Raw genomic sequence first — 15,340 nt, 5'->3', positions numbered from 1 at the left:
GCCGCGCATGGCGCTCGGCGTCCGGGCGCTGGACCTGTTCGCGCCGGTGCGGCAGGGGCAGCGGCTCGGGCTGTTCGCCGCCTCGGGCGTCGGCAAGTCCACGCTGATGGCGATGCTGGCCGGCGGGGTGGAGGCGGAGGTCATCGTCTTCGCGCTGGTCGGGGAACGCGGACGCGAGTTGCGCGAATTCATCGAGGATGATCTCGGACCGGAGCGGCTGGCGAAATCGGTGGTGATCTGCGCGACCTCGGACGCTGCGGCACCGATGCGCCGGGAAGCGGCCTATGCCGCCATGACGGTCGCCGAGCATTTCCGCGACCAGGGCCGCCAGGTGCTGCTGCTGATGGACAGCGTGACGCGCTTCGCCCTGGCGCTGCGCGAGATCGGGCTGGCGGTGCGGGAACCACCGGCGACGCGCGGCTTCCCGCCGTCCGTCTTCACCGAGTTGCCGCGCCTGCTGGAACGCGCCGGGCCGGGGCCGGAGGGATGCGGCGGGGCGATCACCGCGCTGTTCACCGTGCTCGTCGAGGGCGATGACCATGACGAGCCGGTGGCGGATGCGGTGCGCGGCATCCTCGACGGCCATGTGGTACTGGATCGCCGCATTGCCGAGAGCGGGCGCTATCCGCCGGTCGATGTGCTGCGGTCCCTGTCACGCACGGCGCCGGCGGTGCTCGACCCGCATGAACGCCACCTGGTGGCCGAGGCACGGCGGCTGCTGTCCACCTACGGGGAGGTGAAGGACCTGGTGCGCCTCGGCGCCTATCGTTCCGGGCATGATGCGGAGGCGGATGAGGCGGTGCGCCTGGCGCCGGCGATCGAGGCGGTGCTGGCCCAGGCGAAGGCCGAGCCGAGCGATCCCGACCAGGCCTTCGGCGCGCTGGCGGCGGCGCTTGGAACATAGGGCTGGAAAATGATGGCCCGGCCGGGACATTGTTGCATCACGATGGCGCGAGGCGGGAGTATGGCCCGGCGATCGGCCTGCCTGTCCCGGAGCCTGAATGGACGCTGACCTGATCCTCATCCTGGTTCTGGCGGTTCTGACCGCCATCGCGGCGCTGCGCGTGGTCGTCGCCATCCGCAACAGCTGGGATGGCGATATCGAGGACCTCTACGAAGACGCCGTGATCCGACGCCTGGTGTTGCTCGGCGCCGCCGTCGTCGCGCTGCTCGCGGCCTGGCTGCTGCGCAGCCCGGTCCGGTCGCTCTTCGCGATGGTCCTGGAGTGAGGTTCGAAGAGGGGCAGCGCCCCTCTCCGATTGCCCAGCTTCGTCAGTCCGCCGCCTGCGCCCGCCGCGCGGCGGTGTAGCGGTTCTCCGGCACCTTGAGGCCGAGGTTCTCCCGCAGCGTCTTGCCTTCATAGGCGGTGCGGAAGATGCCGCGGCGCTGGAGTTCCGGGATCACCAGGTTCGAGAAATCCTCGAAGGGCTTCGGGTAGTAGTTGCAGATCACGTTGAAGCCGTCGGCGGCGTCCTTCTCCAGCCATTCCTGCAACTCGTCGGCGATGTACTCCGGCGTGCCGACCAGCACGCGATGCCCCTGAGCGGCGGAGACGGAGCGCGCGACCTGGCGCAGCGTCATGCTGTGCTTCTTTGCCATGTCCATGATCAGCTTCTGGCGGGACTTGGCGGAGTTGGCCTCCGGCAGCTCGGGCATCGGGCCGTCGAGCGGGTAGGAGAAGATGTCGACCCCGCGCGTGAAGCGTGCGAGCGCGGCGAGAGCCACGTCGTCGGGCAGCAGCGCCTGGAGCTCGTCGTACTTCTCCTGCGCTTCGGCCATGGTGCGGCCGATCACGGGGGTGATGCCGGGCATGATCTTGATGTCATCCGGCGTGCGCCCGTATTTCGCGGTGCGGCCCTTCACATCGGCGAAGAATTCACGTGCGGCTTCCAGTTCGGTCTGCGCGGTGAACACCACGTCCGCCGTGCGCGCGGCGAGCTCGCGCCCGGGCTCGGACGACCCCGCCTGCGCCACCACCGGCCTGCCCTGCGGCGTGCGGGAGACGTTGAGCGGGCCGCGCACATGGAAGTGCTTCCCGTGGTGGTCGAGGAAATGCATCTTGTCGTGGTCGAACCAGACGCCGCTGTCCTTGTCGCGCAGGAAGGCATCGGCCTCCCAGGAATCCCACAACCCGGCGACGACCTCGTAGAACTCGATGGCGCGTTCGTAGCGCGCGGCGTGATCGACATGGGTGTCGAGGTTGAAGTTGCCGGCCTCGTCCTCGATCTGCGACGTCACGAGGTTCCAGCCGCAGCGGCCGTTGGAGATGTGGTCGATGGTCGCGAAGCGGCGGGCGATGTTGTAGGGCTCGTTGAATGTGGTCGTCGCCGTGGCCACCAGGCCGATATGCGACGTGCCGACAGCCATGGCGGCAAGGCACGCCGTCGGTTCCAGCTTCACGATGCGCGACAGCCGCGTACGCGTCATGTCGCCGGCCTTCAGCGCATCCGACCCGCCGACCGCCACCGTGTCCTGGAAGAAGATGGTGTCGTAGAGGTGTTTCTCGGCCAGCTGCGCGAGGCGCATGTACCAGCCGAAATCCATGTCCGTTTCCGCCACCGCATCCGGGTGCCGCCAGCCGGCGAGGTGATTGCCGGGCACGGACAGGAAGGCGCCGAGCTTGAGTTGCTTCTTCTTCATGGTGGTTCCCCCCAACCGTTTCAGCGTGCGACGCGGATGCCCGTCGCCATGGTGTATTGGTCCCCACGCGGGATGAGCGTGAGGTTGCGCGTCGTGCCCCAGCCGGATCGCACGAAGAAGACGGGCACGATTGCCGCTTCCTCCATGACGCGGCGCACCGCCTGCTGGGTCAGTGCCTCCCGCCGCGGGTCGTCGAGCGTGCGTTCGACCTGCGCCAGCAGCCCGTCCAGCGTCGCGTCGGAATAGCGGCCGCGATTGGCCGGGCCGTGGCTCTGTTCCGGGTTCCAGGTGCGCAGGATGTTGTTCATCCCCTCAGAAGCCGAACCGGTGGTCGAGGCGAACATGGACAGCGAGACGGAGAATTCCGGCCCGCCGGGCGGGCCGCGATTGGCGCGGCGGAAGAAGATGGAGGACGGGATTGCCTCGACCTCCGTCCTGATGCCGATCGCCGTCAGCATCTGGCCGATCGCCTGGCAGGTGCGGGCGTCGCCGGCGAAGCGGTCCCCGGTGCAGTGGATGGTCAGGCCAAAGCCTTGCGGATAACCGGCCTCGGCCAGCAGGGCGCGGGCGCGGGCGGGGTCGAAGGCGGGAATGCCAAGCCCCGGGACATGGCCCATGAAGCCTTCCGGCGCGATCTGCCCGGATGGTTCCGCGCCGCCTTCCATCGCCCGTTCCGACAGCGCCGTGCGGTTGATCGCATGCGACAAGGCAAGGCGCACGCGGCGATCCTGCAGCGGGTTGCGGTCCAGCGGCTGGCCGTCCACGCCGGTGACGAAGGGCGAGCGGTCGCGCCCGCTGTCGATATACATGTAGAGGTTGAAGGCCGAGGTCGCGGTGTGCAGCCGCGACCGCTGGTCGCTCCTCACGCGGTTGTAGAGCGCGGGCGGCACCGCATCCACCACCTCGACATCGCCCGCCAGCAGCGCCGAGACCCGCGCGCTGTCGTTGGGAATGAAGCGGTAGACCACGCGTTGCCAGGGTTCGGGCGGCGCCCAATGACTGGCGGCCCGTTCGAGCGTGACGTCCTGCGCCGGCGTGTAGCGCACCCAGCGATAGGGGCCGGTGCCGACCGCCGCGCGGCCGCCGTTGAAATCCTCCTCGGTCGCATTCGCACCGACCGCGGCGGCGGAGACGATCATGATCGTCGTCAGGTTCACCGGCAGCAGCGGCGAGGGACCGTTGGTGCGGATGCGCACGGTGCGCGTGTCCACTTCCTCCACCCCCGCCACCGCGCGCATCTGCGCGCTGTAGGTGCGCAGGCCCCGCGCATCCGCCGCGCGGCGGAGCGAGAAGGCGATATCGGCCGCGGTCAGCGGCGTGCCGTCATGGAAGCGCACGCCGTCCCGCAAGCGGAATTCCCAGGTGCTGTCATCGACGATGCGCCAGGATTCCGCGAGGCCGGGCACGGGCTGCAGGTACTGGTCCTGGTTCACCAGCGATTCATAGACATGCATCTGCACGTTGCGGTTCGGGCTGTAGGATTGGTGCGGGTCGGACCCGTCCACCGCGGCCTTCATGCCGATGCGCAGCGTCTGCGCGGACACCGGTGCCGCCGCCAGCACGGCAAGCGCGGCGAGGATGAACCGGTTCATTGCGCGGCACTCCCGAGGATCTGCGCCATGCCGGCACGTCGTGCCGCCGCCGCCGGATGCTCCGGCCAGGCAAGGCCGAGGTTTTCCCGTAGCGTCCTGCCCTCATAGGCTGTGCGATACAGCCCGCGCCGCTGCATCTCCGGGATCACCATCTCCACCACCTCCTCGAGACCCCCCGGCAGCCAGGTGGGCAGCAGGTTGAAGCCGTCGGCGCCGCCGCCATGGAACCACTCCTCCATCGCATCGACGATGTCGGCCGGCGTGCCGACCACCATGCGGTGCCCGTTGCCACCGGCAATCGACAGATAGAGCTGGCGGATCGAAAGGTTCCCGCGCCGCGCCATCTCGAGGAAGATCGCGCCGCGGCTGTGGTCGCGCCGGTCGGCGGGGTCCGGTTCGGGCACCGGCCCGTCGAGGTCGTAGTCCGACAGGTCGCCGAGATAATTCGCCAGCGCGCCGAGCCCGACCACCGGCTGCACAAGGTCCTGCAGCACCTGATAGCGGTCCTGCGCCTCCTGCCGTGTGCGGCCGGGCACTGCCATGATGCCGGGCATGATCTTCAGGTGGTCGGGATCGCGGCCGTATTTCGCCATGCGGCCCTTCACGTCGCCGTAGTAGGCGCGCGCATCGTCGAGCGTCTGTGCCGCGGCATAGATCACGTCCGCCGTCGCCGCGGCGAGCTCACGCCCCTGATCCGATGCGCCAGCCTGGATGATGATGGGCCGGCCCTGCGGCGTGCGCGCGACGTTCAGCGGCCCCTTTACGCGGAAATGTGCGCCTTCATGATTCAGCACATGGACCTTGTCGGGGTCGTAGTTCAGCCCGGACGCCTTGTCGCGAACGAAGGCATCGTCCTCCCACGACTCCCACAGGCCTTTCACCACATCGACGAATTCGATGGCGCGGTCGTAGCGGCCGGTCTTGGGCGGCGCGCCGACCAGGCCGAAATTCTGCGCCTCCATGTCGGTGGCGCTGGTCACCACGTTCCACGCGGCGCGCCCGCCGCTGATATGGTCCAGCGAGGCAAATTTCCGCGCGATATGATACGGCTCGTTGTAGGTGGTCGATGCCGTCGCCGCGAGGCCGACATGCTTCGTGACCATCGCCAGCGCCGAGAGCAGCGTCAGCGGTTCGAACTGCACGTTCTTGCAGGTGCGCGACAGCGCGCCCTTCGGCACGTCGTTGAAGCGGATGCCCACGCCATCGGCCAGGAAAGCCATGTCGAGCAGCCCGCGCTCGGCGGTCTGGGTCACGCGGACGGCGTGCTGCAATTCCATGTTTCCGCCGGCCGAGGCATCCGGATGCCGCCACCCCGCCAGGTGGTAGCCCATGCCGATCATGGAGACGCCGAGGCGGATCTTGCGCGGGGCAGCCATGGGAGGAGCCCTCCGGTGCCGCGTGATCGCCTTGCCGCCGCCCGACACGGCAGCCTCCGTGGATCACGTCAGGATCGGAAGCAAACACCCGGCTTCGCGGCGTGGCAATCCGCGCGCGGCGCAGAAACGCATTGCCGCCGCACGCGATTGAACGCGGCGGCGGCAGCCGTTGCGGTATTGCTGGGCAGCGCGCGCCGGCGCGTCAGACCAGCTTCGGCTGCGCTTCCATCCAGCGCCAGTACATCTCGCGCGCCTGCGTCGCGAAACGCCCGATCTGCATGTCGCGCCCGTTGTAGCGCGTGCAGGGCTGCACCTTGGCGTAGTTGCCGGTCGAGAAGATCTCGTCAGCCGTGTCGAGCTCGCCCGGCTTTACCGTGCGTTCCTCGACGCTCACGCCCGCATCCTTGAACAGCGCGATGACGCGCTGGCGGGTGATGCCGTTGAGGAAGGTGTGGTTCACCGCGGGCGTCACGACGCGGCCATCCTTGGCGAACCACAGATTGGCCGAGGCGAATTCCGCGACATGGCCGAACGCGTCGCACATCACGGCGTTGTCGGCGCCCTGCGCGGCAGCGAAGGCCGAGGCGCGCGCGCCATTCGGGTAGAGGCACGCCGCCTTCGCGTCGGTCGGCGCCATTTCGGGCGTCGGGCGCCGGAACGGGGCCATGATGGCGGAGAAGCCGGCCCATTTCGGAATGGGGCTGTCATAGATCGACAGGATGAAGTCGGTGCTGTCCGGGTCCGGCCGCGCCGCGCCAAGGCCGTTGCGGATGAAGAACATCGGCCGGACATAGAGCTCCGCGTCCGGGCCCATGCGGCGGATGCCCTCGCGGCACAGCGCCTCGATCTCCTTCGCGGTCTTGGTGGGCTTCATCAGCATCGCCTTCGCGGAGGCCACGGCCCGCGCGCAGTGGCGGTCGAGGTCCGGCGCCCAGCCCTTGATGGCCCGCGCCCCGTCGAAGATCACCGAACCGAGCCAGAAGGCATGGTCCATCGGGCCGAGGATCTTCGGTTCCTCGGTGGTCCATGTGCCATCATACCAGAAGACGCCGGCCATGCTGTATGTCCTCCCGCGCAGAGGGCGATGGATGTGCCACGAAGGCGGGACCCGGAGAAGACCCTGCCAGGAGGAAACATGATCGGAGAACACTTTGACCCGCGCGAGACGCGCAGCGCCGATGCGCGCGCGGCTGGGCTGGCTTCGGTCCTGCCCTCGGTCATCGCGGCCGCGGCGCGCGCCCCGGCGCAGGCGGCGCGGCTGGCGGGGATCGACCCGGCATCGGTGACGGACCGCGAGGCGCTGGCGCGCATTCCCGTGCTGCGGAAATCCGACCTGCCGGCGGCGCAGAAGGCGGATCCACCCTTCGGCGGGCTCGTCGCCGCAGCACCCGGGTCCTTCGGGCGGCTATTCCTGTCCCCCGGGCCGATCTTCGAGGGAGAGGCGCGGACCTCCGACCCCTGGCACATGGCCTCCGCCTTCTTCGCCGCGGGCTTCCGCATCGGGGATGTGGCGCTGAACACCTTCGCCTACCATCTCACGCCCGGCGGCTGGATGATGGATCTGGGCCTGCAGGCGATCGGCTGCGCGGTGATCCCGGCCGGGCCGGGCAATACCGATGCGCAACTCGACCTGATCGAGGCGTTCCGACCCTCCGGCTACGCCGGCACGCCGGATTTCCTGAAGATCCTGCTCGATGCCGCGGAGAAGGCCGGGCGGGATGCGCGGTCCATCCGCCGCGCGCTGGTCTCCGGCGCGGCCTTCCCGCCCTCCCTACAGGCGGAGGTAAAGGCACGCGGCATCGATGCCTTCCAGATGTACGGCACGGCCGATCTCGGCTGCGTGGCGTATGAGACGCCGGCGCGCGAAGGACTGGTGGTGGCCGAGCAGGTCATCGTCGAGATCGTCCGCCCCGGCACCGGCGACCCGGTGCCGGATGGCGAGATCGGCGAGGTCGTCGTCACCGTGCCGAACCCGGCGCATCCGATCCTGCGTCTGGCGCTTGGCGACCTGTCGGCCGTGCTGCCGGGCGCGTCGCCCTGCGGGCGGACGAACATGCGCATCGTCGGCTGGCGCGGCCGTGCGGACCAGACCGCGAAGGTGAAGGGCATGTTCGTGCGGCCCGAACAGGTCGCCGAGATCGCCAAGCGGCATCCGGGTGTCGGGCGGGTGCGGCTGGTGGTGACGCGCGATGGTGAGCAGGACGCGATGACACTGCGCGCGGAAGCACCGGCGGCGGAAGGGCTGGCCGATGCGCTCGCGGCGTCGTTGCAGGCCGTGACGCGGCTGCGCGGGGCGGTCGAGGTCGTCACGCCGGGCAGCCTGCCGAATGATGGGAAGGTGATTGCGGATGAGCGGCCGGTCGGGTGAGCCTCATTTGACCGCCCCCACCACGCCGCCTAGCGTCGCGATGGAGTAATAGGGGAGGGCACGCCATGACCGTGCATTTCTGCGTCCATGACGAAGGCGATTCCGTCGGCGTCGTGGTCGTCGAGGGGATCAAGTCCGGCCAGACGCTGAATGGCTGGATCATGGACCAGGACCGGATGATCGAGTTCCCGGCCAAGTCCGACATTCCGATCGGCCATAAGGTCGCCGTGAAGGCGATCGCCAAGGGCGACACCATCATCAAGTACGGCGTCGATATCGGCCGGGCCGTCGCCAACATCGGCGCGGGCGAGCATCTGCACGTGCACAACGTCAAGACGAAGCGGTGGTGAGCGCCATGGGCATCAACCTCAAATCCGCGACATTCGAAGGCTGGCGCCGCGACAATGGCCGCATGGGCGTGCGCAACCATGTGCTGATCCTGCCGGTCGACGACATCTCCAACGCCGCGGCCGAGGGCGTGGCTCGCAACATCCAGGGCACGCTGGCGATCCCGCACGCCTATGGACGGCTGCAGTTCGGCGCGGACCTCGACCTGCATTTCCGCACCATCATCGGCACCGGCGCCAACCCGAACGTGGCCGCCGTGGTCGTGATCGGCATCGAACTCGGCTGGGCATCCAAGGTCGCCGAGGGCATCGCCAAGACCGGCAAGCCGGTGGAGTATTTCGCCATCGAACAGAACGGCGACATCAACACTATCGCCGCTGCCTCGCGCGCTGCCTATCGCATGGTGAAGTATGCGACCGCGCTGAAGAAGACGCGCGCGCCGATGGTCGATCTGTGGGTGTCCACCAAATGCGGTGAATCCGACACCACCTCCGGCCTCGCCTCCTGCCCCACCGTCGGCAACTCCTTCGACAAGCTGTGGGAGAACGGCAACACGCTGGTCTTCGGCGAGACGACGGAGCTGACGGGCGGCGAGCACCTGGTCGCCGCGCGCTGCAAGACGCCCGAGATCCGCGCCGAGTTCATGCGGATGTTCGACCGCTACCAGGCGATCGTCGAGGCCAACAAGACCTCCGACCTGTCCGACAGCCAGCCCACCAAGGGCAACATCGAAGGTGGCCTGACCACCATCGAGGAGAAGGCACTCGGCAACATCCAGAAGATCGGCAAGAAGTGCACGGTCGATGGCGTGCTCGACAAGGCCGAGGAACCGACCCACTCCGGTCTGTGGTTCATGGATTCGTCCTCCGCGGCGGCGGAGATGGTGACGCTCTGCGCGGCCTCGGGCTTCGCGGTGCACACCTTCCCCACAGGGCAGGGCAACGTCATCGGCAACCCGATCCTGCCGGTCATCAAGCTGACGGCGAACCCGCGCACCATGCGGACCATGTCCGAGCATGTCGATGTGGACGTGACCGGGCTGCTGCAGAAGCAGATGAACATGGACGAGGCGGGCGAGGCGCTGCTCGACTGCATCATCCGCACCGCGGATGGGCAGCACACGGCGGCCGAGATCCTCGGCCACCGCGAATACAGCCTGACGCGGCTCTACGAGAGCGCGTGACACGCCGGGCCGGGAGGGATGCACCTTCCCGGCCCGATCGCCCGCCAGGGCGCATCGTCTGATCACGAAACTGTTCCTTCGCGTGGGCCGGCTGTTAAGCTTCGGGTCGAAGCCACAACGGACTGCCCGCCGCCATGACCAGCAAGATCGTCACGACCGACGAGATCGGCCCCGCCAACCTCGCCGGCAGCGAGTTTCTCCTCGTGCTCGAATCCGGTGTGCTGCGGGCGAATGGCGATGCAGTCACCGTCGCCAGCGGCGGCAACACCATCGACAATCTCGGCCTCATCTTCAGCCTGAGCCACGCCATCTACCTGGCCAACGGCACCAATGCCGGCGCCGTCGTGCGCAATTCAGGGACCATCATCGGTCAGATCGATGGCATCCGGACGGATGAGGCGCTCTCGCTCTCGGTCGTCAACACGGGCGAGATCCACGGTGGCGGAGCCGGCATCGCCATCGTTGAACCGGCTGGCGGCGTCGCCTTCGCGTCCATCCGCAACGAGGGCACGATCACCGGCAATACCGGCGTCAGCATCTTCGACGTGGCGCTCGGCCCGATCCTCAACACCGGGCAGATCCTGGGCGTATCCGCGGGCATCAGGCTTGGCGGCGACCTTGGCCCGACCGCGCAGGTGACGAATGCCGGGACGATCTCCGGCGAGGAGGCGATCAGCGCGATCGGCGCGACCTCCGTGCTGACCGTCGTGAATGACGGGCTGCTGGCCGGCAAGGTGCTGCTCGGTTCGGCGGGGGACATGCTCGACAGCAGCCTCGGCCGCATCGCCGGACTGGTGGATGGCGGCGATGGTGCCGACACGCTCATCGGCGGCACGGGTGCCGTCACGATGCTGGGCGGGCTCGGCGACGATTTCGTCTCGGGCGGTGGCGGCGACGATTCCCTGCTGGGTGGTGACGGCCTGGACACGATCACGGGCGGTGCGGGGCGCGACATGCTGCTCGGCCTTGCCGGCATCGACGATCTCGACGGCGGGGATGGCAACGATGTGCTGCGCGGTGGCGCGGGCGCGGATTTCCTCGATGGCGGCCTGGGGCGCGACCTGCTGGACTACGCGCTGTCGGTCGCCGTGAACGTCAACCTCGGCACGGGCGAGGCCTCGGGCGGCGATGCCACGGGCGACGTCATCACGGGCTTCGAGAACCTCGCGGGCGGCGCCGGCTCCGACATCCTGACCGGCGATGCTGCCGCCAACATCCTGTACGGCCGTGGCGGCAATGACCTGCTGACCGGCGGCGGCGGCAACGACCTGCTGGTCGGGGATATCGGCAAGGACACGCTGGATGGCGGGCTCGGGGCGGATGTGCTGCGCGGCGGCATCGGGGCCGATGTCTTCCGGCTGGCGACCACCACGTCCAGCCCGAACCTCGCCGGCCAGCGCGACCGCATCTTCGACGTCGTGCGGGCCGAGGCCGACCGCGTGGACCTCTCGCTGATCGATGCCGATGCGGCGCTGGCCGGCGATCAGGCCTTCGCCTTCGTCGGCGGCGCTGCCTTCACCGCCGCCGGGCAAGTGCGCGCGGTCCTGTCCGGCGGCAGCTACCTGGTGACGGGCAACACGGATGCGAACCTCGCGACGGCGGAATTCGCACTGGTCATGACGACCGCCACCGCGCCGATCGCGGCCGACTTCATCCTCTGACCTCGTGCCAGCCCGCCGCGCCTGCCGGGCTCACCCTTCGACGCGCGGCAGCTTCTGCTCGACCAGCGTCGCCAGCATCCCGCCGCCATACGGGATGGCGGCGTCGTTGAAGTCGTAATGCGGGTTGTGCACGTCGCAGCCCCCGGCCTCGCCGGTGCCGTTGCCGACATGGATATAGGCGCCCGGCACCTCGAGCAGCATGTAGGCGAAGTCCTCGCTGCCCATGACCGGGGAGCGGTTGCGCTCGACATGCTTCTCGCCGACCAGCGCGGCGGCGGCATCGCCCATGGCGGTGGCCTGCTCCGGCGTGTTGATCGTCGGCGCGGCGATCTCGCGCCAGGTCACCTCGGCGGTGGCGCCGAAGCCGGCGGCGATGCTCTGGGCGACGGCGCGCATCCGTTCCTCGACCAGGCGCAGCGTCTCGACCTTGAAGGCGCGGACGGTGCCCTTCATCGCGACGCGGTCCGGGATGACGTTGTAGGCTTCGCCCGCGGTGAAGCCGGTCACGCTGACGACCGCGGAATCCAGCGCGCCGAGGTTGCGCGAGACCACCGTCTGCAGCGCCGAGACGATCTGCGCGCCGATGATCACCGGATCGACCGTCTGCTCCGGCCGCGCGCCGTGCCCGCCGCGGCCCTGCACCACGATGTCGAAGAACACCGCGCCGGCCATCACCGGTCCGGGGCGGATCGCGTATTGCCCGACCGGAAGCCCCGGGCGGTTGTGCATGCCGAACACCGCGTCGCAGGGGAAGCGCTCGAACAGCCCGTCGGCGAGCATCGCCTGCGCACCGCCAAGGCCTTCTTCGGCAGGCTGGAAGATGAAATGGACAGTGCCGTCGAACTTCTTCGTCTCCGCGAGGTAGCGCGCGGCGGCGAGCAGCATGGTGGTGTGCCCGTCATGGCCGCAGCCGTGCATCTTGCCCTCGATGGTGGAGCGGTGGGCGAAGGTGTTGGCCTCGGGCATCGGCAGCGCGTCCATGTCCGCACGCAGGCCGATCCGCCCCTGGCCGTTGCCGTTGCGCAGAACGCCGACCACGCCGGTCTTGCCGACGCCGCGATGCACCTCGATGCCCCAGGATGCCAGCCGTTCGGCCACCAGCGCGCTGGTGCGCACTTCCTCGAAGCCGATTTCGGGATGGGCATGGAAGTCGCGCCGCCAGGCGGTGAGTTCTTCCTGCCAGTCGCGGATCCGGTCCACTGCGCTCACCCGTCGCTCCTTACCGTCGTGGGATAGCGGACCCTATAGGGCGCCGCGCGCTCCTGGGCTACCGTTGGTCCAACGACACGAAAGCAGGAGGACCAGGCCCCGTGATCAATCGCCGTTCCGTGCTTGCCGGCATCCCCGCCGCAGCGTTGCTGCCCGTCGCGGCGCGTGCGCAATCCGCCTTTCCCGACCGCACCGTCCGCTACATCGTGCCGTTCCCGCCCGGCGGCCTCACCGACATCATGGCGCGCCTGGTCGGCCAGAAGTTGTCGGAAACCTGGGGCAAGCCCGTCGTCATCGAGAACCGCGCCGGGGGCAACGCGCTGATCGGCGCCGACGCGGTCGCGAAAAGCGTACCGGACGGTCACACCCTGCTCGCCATCACCATGACGCATGCGGTGAACGCTTCGCTGTTCCCCAACGCGCCGTACAATTTCCGCCAGGACCTGACGACGGTCTTGGTGCTTGGCTCGCTGCCGCTGGTCGTGGTGGTGAACGCGGAACGCAGCCCGGCGCGCACGCTGGCGGAATTCCTTGCCCTGGCGCGCACGCAGCGGATGAATGCGGGTTCCTCGGGCAATGGCTCGCCGCCGCATCTGGGGCTCGAGCTGGTGCGCATCGCGGCGCGGGCGGGGGAGAATGTGCAGCATGTCCCCTATCGCGGCGGCGCGCCGTCGGTGACCGACCTCGCCGCGGGCAATCTCGACTTCATGGTTTCGAATCTTCCGGAATGCATCGCGCAGATCCAGGGTGGGCGGCTGCGGCCGCTGGCCGTCACCTCGGCCGAACGGCACCCGCTGATCCCCCAGGTGCCCACGGTCCGGGAAGCCGGCCAGCCGGGCCTCGAGATGACGAACTGGACCGCGATGATGGCGCCTGCCGGTGTGCCCGCGCCGATCCTCGCACGGCTCGAGGCGGACACGCTCGCCGCCATCCGCGATGCCGATGTCTCCCGCCGGGCACGCGAAGGTGGCTTCACGGTCGAGGCCTGGGACCGTACACGGTCGAATGCTTTCGTGGCGGAGGAGACCGCGCGCTGGGCGCGGTTGATCCAGGATGCAGGGCTGCGCGCGGATTGATGCGGATCACCCTTGATGAGGCGGAGGCGCTGGCGCGCGCCGCATTGGCCGCGGCCGGCGCACGGCCGGACATGGCGGCGGCGACCGCCCGTGCCCTGGCGGCGGCGGAAGCGGCCGGCCAGGCCGGGCATGGCCTGTCCCGCGTGGCGCAATACGCAGCCTTCCTGAAGAACGGCCGCGCCGACGGCGCGACGGTGCCGCGGATCGTCAATGAACGCGGCGGCGCGGTGCTGGTCGATGCGGGGCATGGCCTCGCCTATCCGGCGCTGGCGCTCGCGGAAGCGGAGGCGGCCTGGCGCGCGCGCGCGCATGGCGTGGCCTTCGCCGGCGTGACGAATTCCCATCATTCCGGCGCGATGGGCCTGCCGGTCGCGCGGCTGGCGCGGCAGGGGCTCGTCGCGCTCGCCTTCACCAATTCACCGGCAGCGATGCCGGTGCCGGGCGGCGCGCGGCCGCTGATGGGCACCAACCCGATCGCCGCCGCCTTCCCTCGCCGGGGCGCGCCGCCGCTGGTGATCGACATGGCGCTGTCGGAAGTCGCGCGCGGCAAGATCATGGTCGCGGCGAAGGAAGGCCGGCCGATCCCCGAAGGCTGGGCGGTGGATGCCCAGGGCCGCCCGACGACGGACGCGAAAGCCGCGTTGTCCGGCGCGATGCTGGCGATGGGCGGGGCCAAGGGCGCGCTGCTGGCGATGGTGGTGGAACTGCTCTGTTGCGCGCTGACCGGCGCGGCCTTCGGCTTCGAGGCCGACAGTTTCTTCGAGGATGAGGGCAACCGCCCGCGCCTCGGTCAGGCGCTGCTGGTGGTCGATCCTGGCGCGTTGGCCGGCAGCAACGCCTTCGCGTCCCGCATCGAGGCCTTCGTCGCCGCCATGGCCGCCGAGGAGGGCGTGCGCCTGCCCGGCAGCCGGCGTGATGCGCTGGCCGCCCGCGCCGCCGCCGATGGCGTCGAGATCCCCGACGCGCTGCACCAGCGCCTGCAGGCCCTCGCCGTTTCGTGACCGCCAGGCCCGACCTCGACCGGCATTGCGGCCCGGCCGCGGTGGCCGCGCTGTTCGCGCGGCGGCCGCAGGATGTGATGCGGCTGTTCCACACGCAGGACCGCCGGCGGGAGGCCGGACCCCTCTGCGCCGTCATGGCCCGCCAGCGCCGTCCTTATCGGGAGGTGGTGGCGGCCGACCTCGCCCGGGTCGCCGGCACGCAGCACCATGGCGGGCTGGTGGCGCTGGCGCTGCCGCGGCCGGTGCCTGCCTTCGATCCGCGCAACCTGCCGTCCGTGATCGCCGCAGCGCGGGTGACGCCGGTGCTGGATGGCGTCGGCAATCCGCACAATCTCGGGGCCATCGCGCGCTCGGCGGCCTTCTTCGGCTGCCGCTCGCTGCTGCTGTCGGGGGATCCGCGCCAGGCCGGGCTGTCGGATGCAGCCTTCCGCACCTCCGAGGGCGGGCTGGAGGCGCTGGAGGTGTTCCGCGCGGCGGACCTGCCCCTGGCGCTGCGCGGCCTCGCGCCCCGCATCCTGACGGTCGCGGCGGTGGCGCGCGGCGGGGTGCCGCCGGCGGCCATCCCGCGCGACGGCGGCATCGCCCTGGTGCTGGGCAATGAGGAGGACGGCCTGTCGCCGGCGACAGTCGCCGCCTGCGCGATGCGCGTGACGCTGCCCGCGGCGGGGCCGGTCGAGAGCCTCAACGTCTCGGTCGCGGCCGCAGTGCTGATCCACACCCTTTCGGCCGGCTGAGCAAAGGAGGCTCCGTCGGCCAGAAAGCCGCCTGAGGCCCGATGTTTCGCGTCGGGCCAGGAGCGCACAGCGCGACCGCGCCCAAACCGCCCGTCATCGCCAGGGCGACAGTGCAGGGCGCGAAAAGCCAAGCGCCCGGATGCGTGCGCCGG

14 protein-coding genes are annotated in these 15,340 nt (G+C 69.7%); 9 read left to right on the top strand and 5 right to left on the bottom strand.

Annotation, left to right across the window (positions count from 1 at the left end; all coding sequences use genetic code 11):
* Both AC2YHJ_RS23710 and AC2YHJ_RS23705 read left to right on the top strand, forming a co-directional pair.
* On the top strand, window positions 1-904 hold a 904-nt coding region (locus AC2YHJ_RS23710), incomplete at its 5' end, for a FliI/YscN family ATPase (RefSeq protein ID WP_487398654.1).
* Between the two features lie 97 nt (window positions 905-1,001).
* Window positions 1,002-1,229: a hypothetical protein gene (locus AC2YHJ_RS23705; protein WP_487398653.1), complete on the top strand. Its 228-nt coding sequence runs from the start codon at window positions 1,002-1,004 to the stop codon at window positions 1,227-1,229.
* A gap of 43 nt (window positions 1,230-1,272) precedes the next feature.
* On the opposite strand, the gene AC2YHJ_RS23700 is transcribed toward AC2YHJ_RS23705, so the two are convergent.
* The 4 genes from AC2YHJ_RS23700 to AC2YHJ_RS23685 form a co-directional block, all read right to left on the bottom strand.
* A complete protein-coding gene (locus AC2YHJ_RS23700; protein WP_487398652.1) occupies window positions 1,273-2,640 on the bottom strand; it encodes an LLM class flavin-dependent oxidoreductase in 1,368 nt (455 codons plus the stop codon).
* A gap of 20 nt (window positions 2,641-2,660) precedes the next feature.
* Window positions 2,661-4,232, bottom strand: coding sequence for an ABC transporter substrate-binding protein (locus tag AC2YHJ_RS23695; RefSeq protein WP_487398651.1), 1,572 nt, complete (start codon window positions 4,230-4,232; stop codon window positions 2,661-2,663).
* Window positions 4,229-5,608, bottom strand: coding sequence for an LLM class flavin-dependent oxidoreductase (locus AC2YHJ_RS23690; protein WP_487398650.1), 1,380 nt, complete (start codon window positions 5,606-5,608; stop codon window positions 4,229-4,231). The genes AC2YHJ_RS23695 and AC2YHJ_RS23690 overlap by 4 nt, the downstream gene beginning before the upstream one ends.
* Window positions 5,609-5,810: 202 nt before the next feature.
* Window positions 5,811-6,665, bottom strand: coding sequence for a branched-chain amino acid aminotransferase (locus AC2YHJ_RS23685; RefSeq protein ID WP_487398649.1), 855 nt, complete (start codon window positions 6,663-6,665; stop codon window positions 5,811-5,813).
* Window positions 6,666-6,743: 78 nt separating this feature from the next.
* Here AC2YHJ_RS23685 and AC2YHJ_RS23680 point away from each other — a divergent pair, with 78 nt between their 5' ends.
* From AC2YHJ_RS23680 to AC2YHJ_RS23665, 4 genes are all read left to right on the top strand, one after another.
* Complete coding sequence (locus AC2YHJ_RS23680) at window positions 6,744-7,976, top strand: phenylacetate--CoA ligase family protein (RefSeq protein WP_487398648.1); 1,233 nt, start codon at window positions 6,744-6,746, stop codon at window positions 7,974-7,976.
* A gap of 65 nt (window positions 7,977-8,041) precedes the next feature.
* Complete coding sequence (locus AC2YHJ_RS23675) at window positions 8,042-8,326, top strand: UxaA family hydrolase (protein ID WP_487398647.1); 285 nt, start codon at window positions 8,042-8,044, stop codon at window positions 8,324-8,326.
* Window positions 8,327-8,331: 5 nt separating this feature from the next.
* Entirely contained in the window at window positions 8,332-9,507 is a 1,176-nt protein-coding gene (locus tag AC2YHJ_RS23670) for a UxaA family hydrolase (protein WP_487398655.1), read from the top strand.
* Between the two features lie 134 nt (window positions 9,508-9,641).
* On the top strand, window positions 9,642-11,168 hold the full coding sequence (locus AC2YHJ_RS23665) for a calcium-binding protein (RefSeq protein ID WP_487398646.1): 1,527 nt from the start codon (window positions 9,642-9,644) through the stop codon (window positions 11,166-11,168).
* 30 nt (window positions 11,169-11,198) lie between these two features.
* Here the strand turns inward: AC2YHJ_RS23665 and AC2YHJ_RS23660 are convergent, their stop codons facing one another.
* Window positions 11,199-12,377, bottom strand: coding sequence for a M20 aminoacylase family protein (locus AC2YHJ_RS23660; protein WP_487398645.1), 1,179 nt, complete (start codon window positions 12,375-12,377; stop codon window positions 11,199-11,201).
* 101 nt (window positions 12,378-12,478) lie between these two features.
* Between AC2YHJ_RS23660 and AC2YHJ_RS23655 the strand changes: the two genes are divergently transcribed.
* From AC2YHJ_RS23655 to AC2YHJ_RS23645, 3 genes are read left to right on the top strand one after another with little or no spacing between them, the layout of a single operon-like run.
* Window positions 12,479-13,453 carry a Bug family tripartite tricarboxylate transporter substrate binding protein gene (locus AC2YHJ_RS23655; RefSeq protein WP_487398644.1) on the top strand — a complete coding sequence of 325 codons (975 nt, stop codon included), beginning with the start codon at window positions 12,479-12,481 and terminating at the stop codon, window positions 13,451-13,453.
* A complete protein-coding gene (locus tag AC2YHJ_RS23650) occupies window positions 13,453-14,454 on the top strand; it encodes an Ldh family oxidoreductase (protein ID WP_487398643.1) in 1,002 nt (333 codons plus the stop codon). Before AC2YHJ_RS23655 ends, AC2YHJ_RS23650 begins: the two co-directional genes overlap by 1 nt.
* The gene (locus AC2YHJ_RS23645) at window positions 14,451-15,188 is read left to right on the top strand and encodes a TrmH family RNA methyltransferase (RefSeq protein WP_487398642.1); all 738 of its coding nucleotides are present in this window, start codon (window positions 14,451-14,453) and stop codon (window positions 15,186-15,188) included. Before AC2YHJ_RS23650 ends, AC2YHJ_RS23645 begins: the two co-directional genes overlap by 4 nt.
* Window positions 15,189-15,340: the final 152 nt, after the last annotated feature.

This window comes from Roseomonas sp. SRI_022, from assembly GCF_057586215.1.
This window is presented reverse-complemented; position numbering and strand designations above follow the sequence as displayed.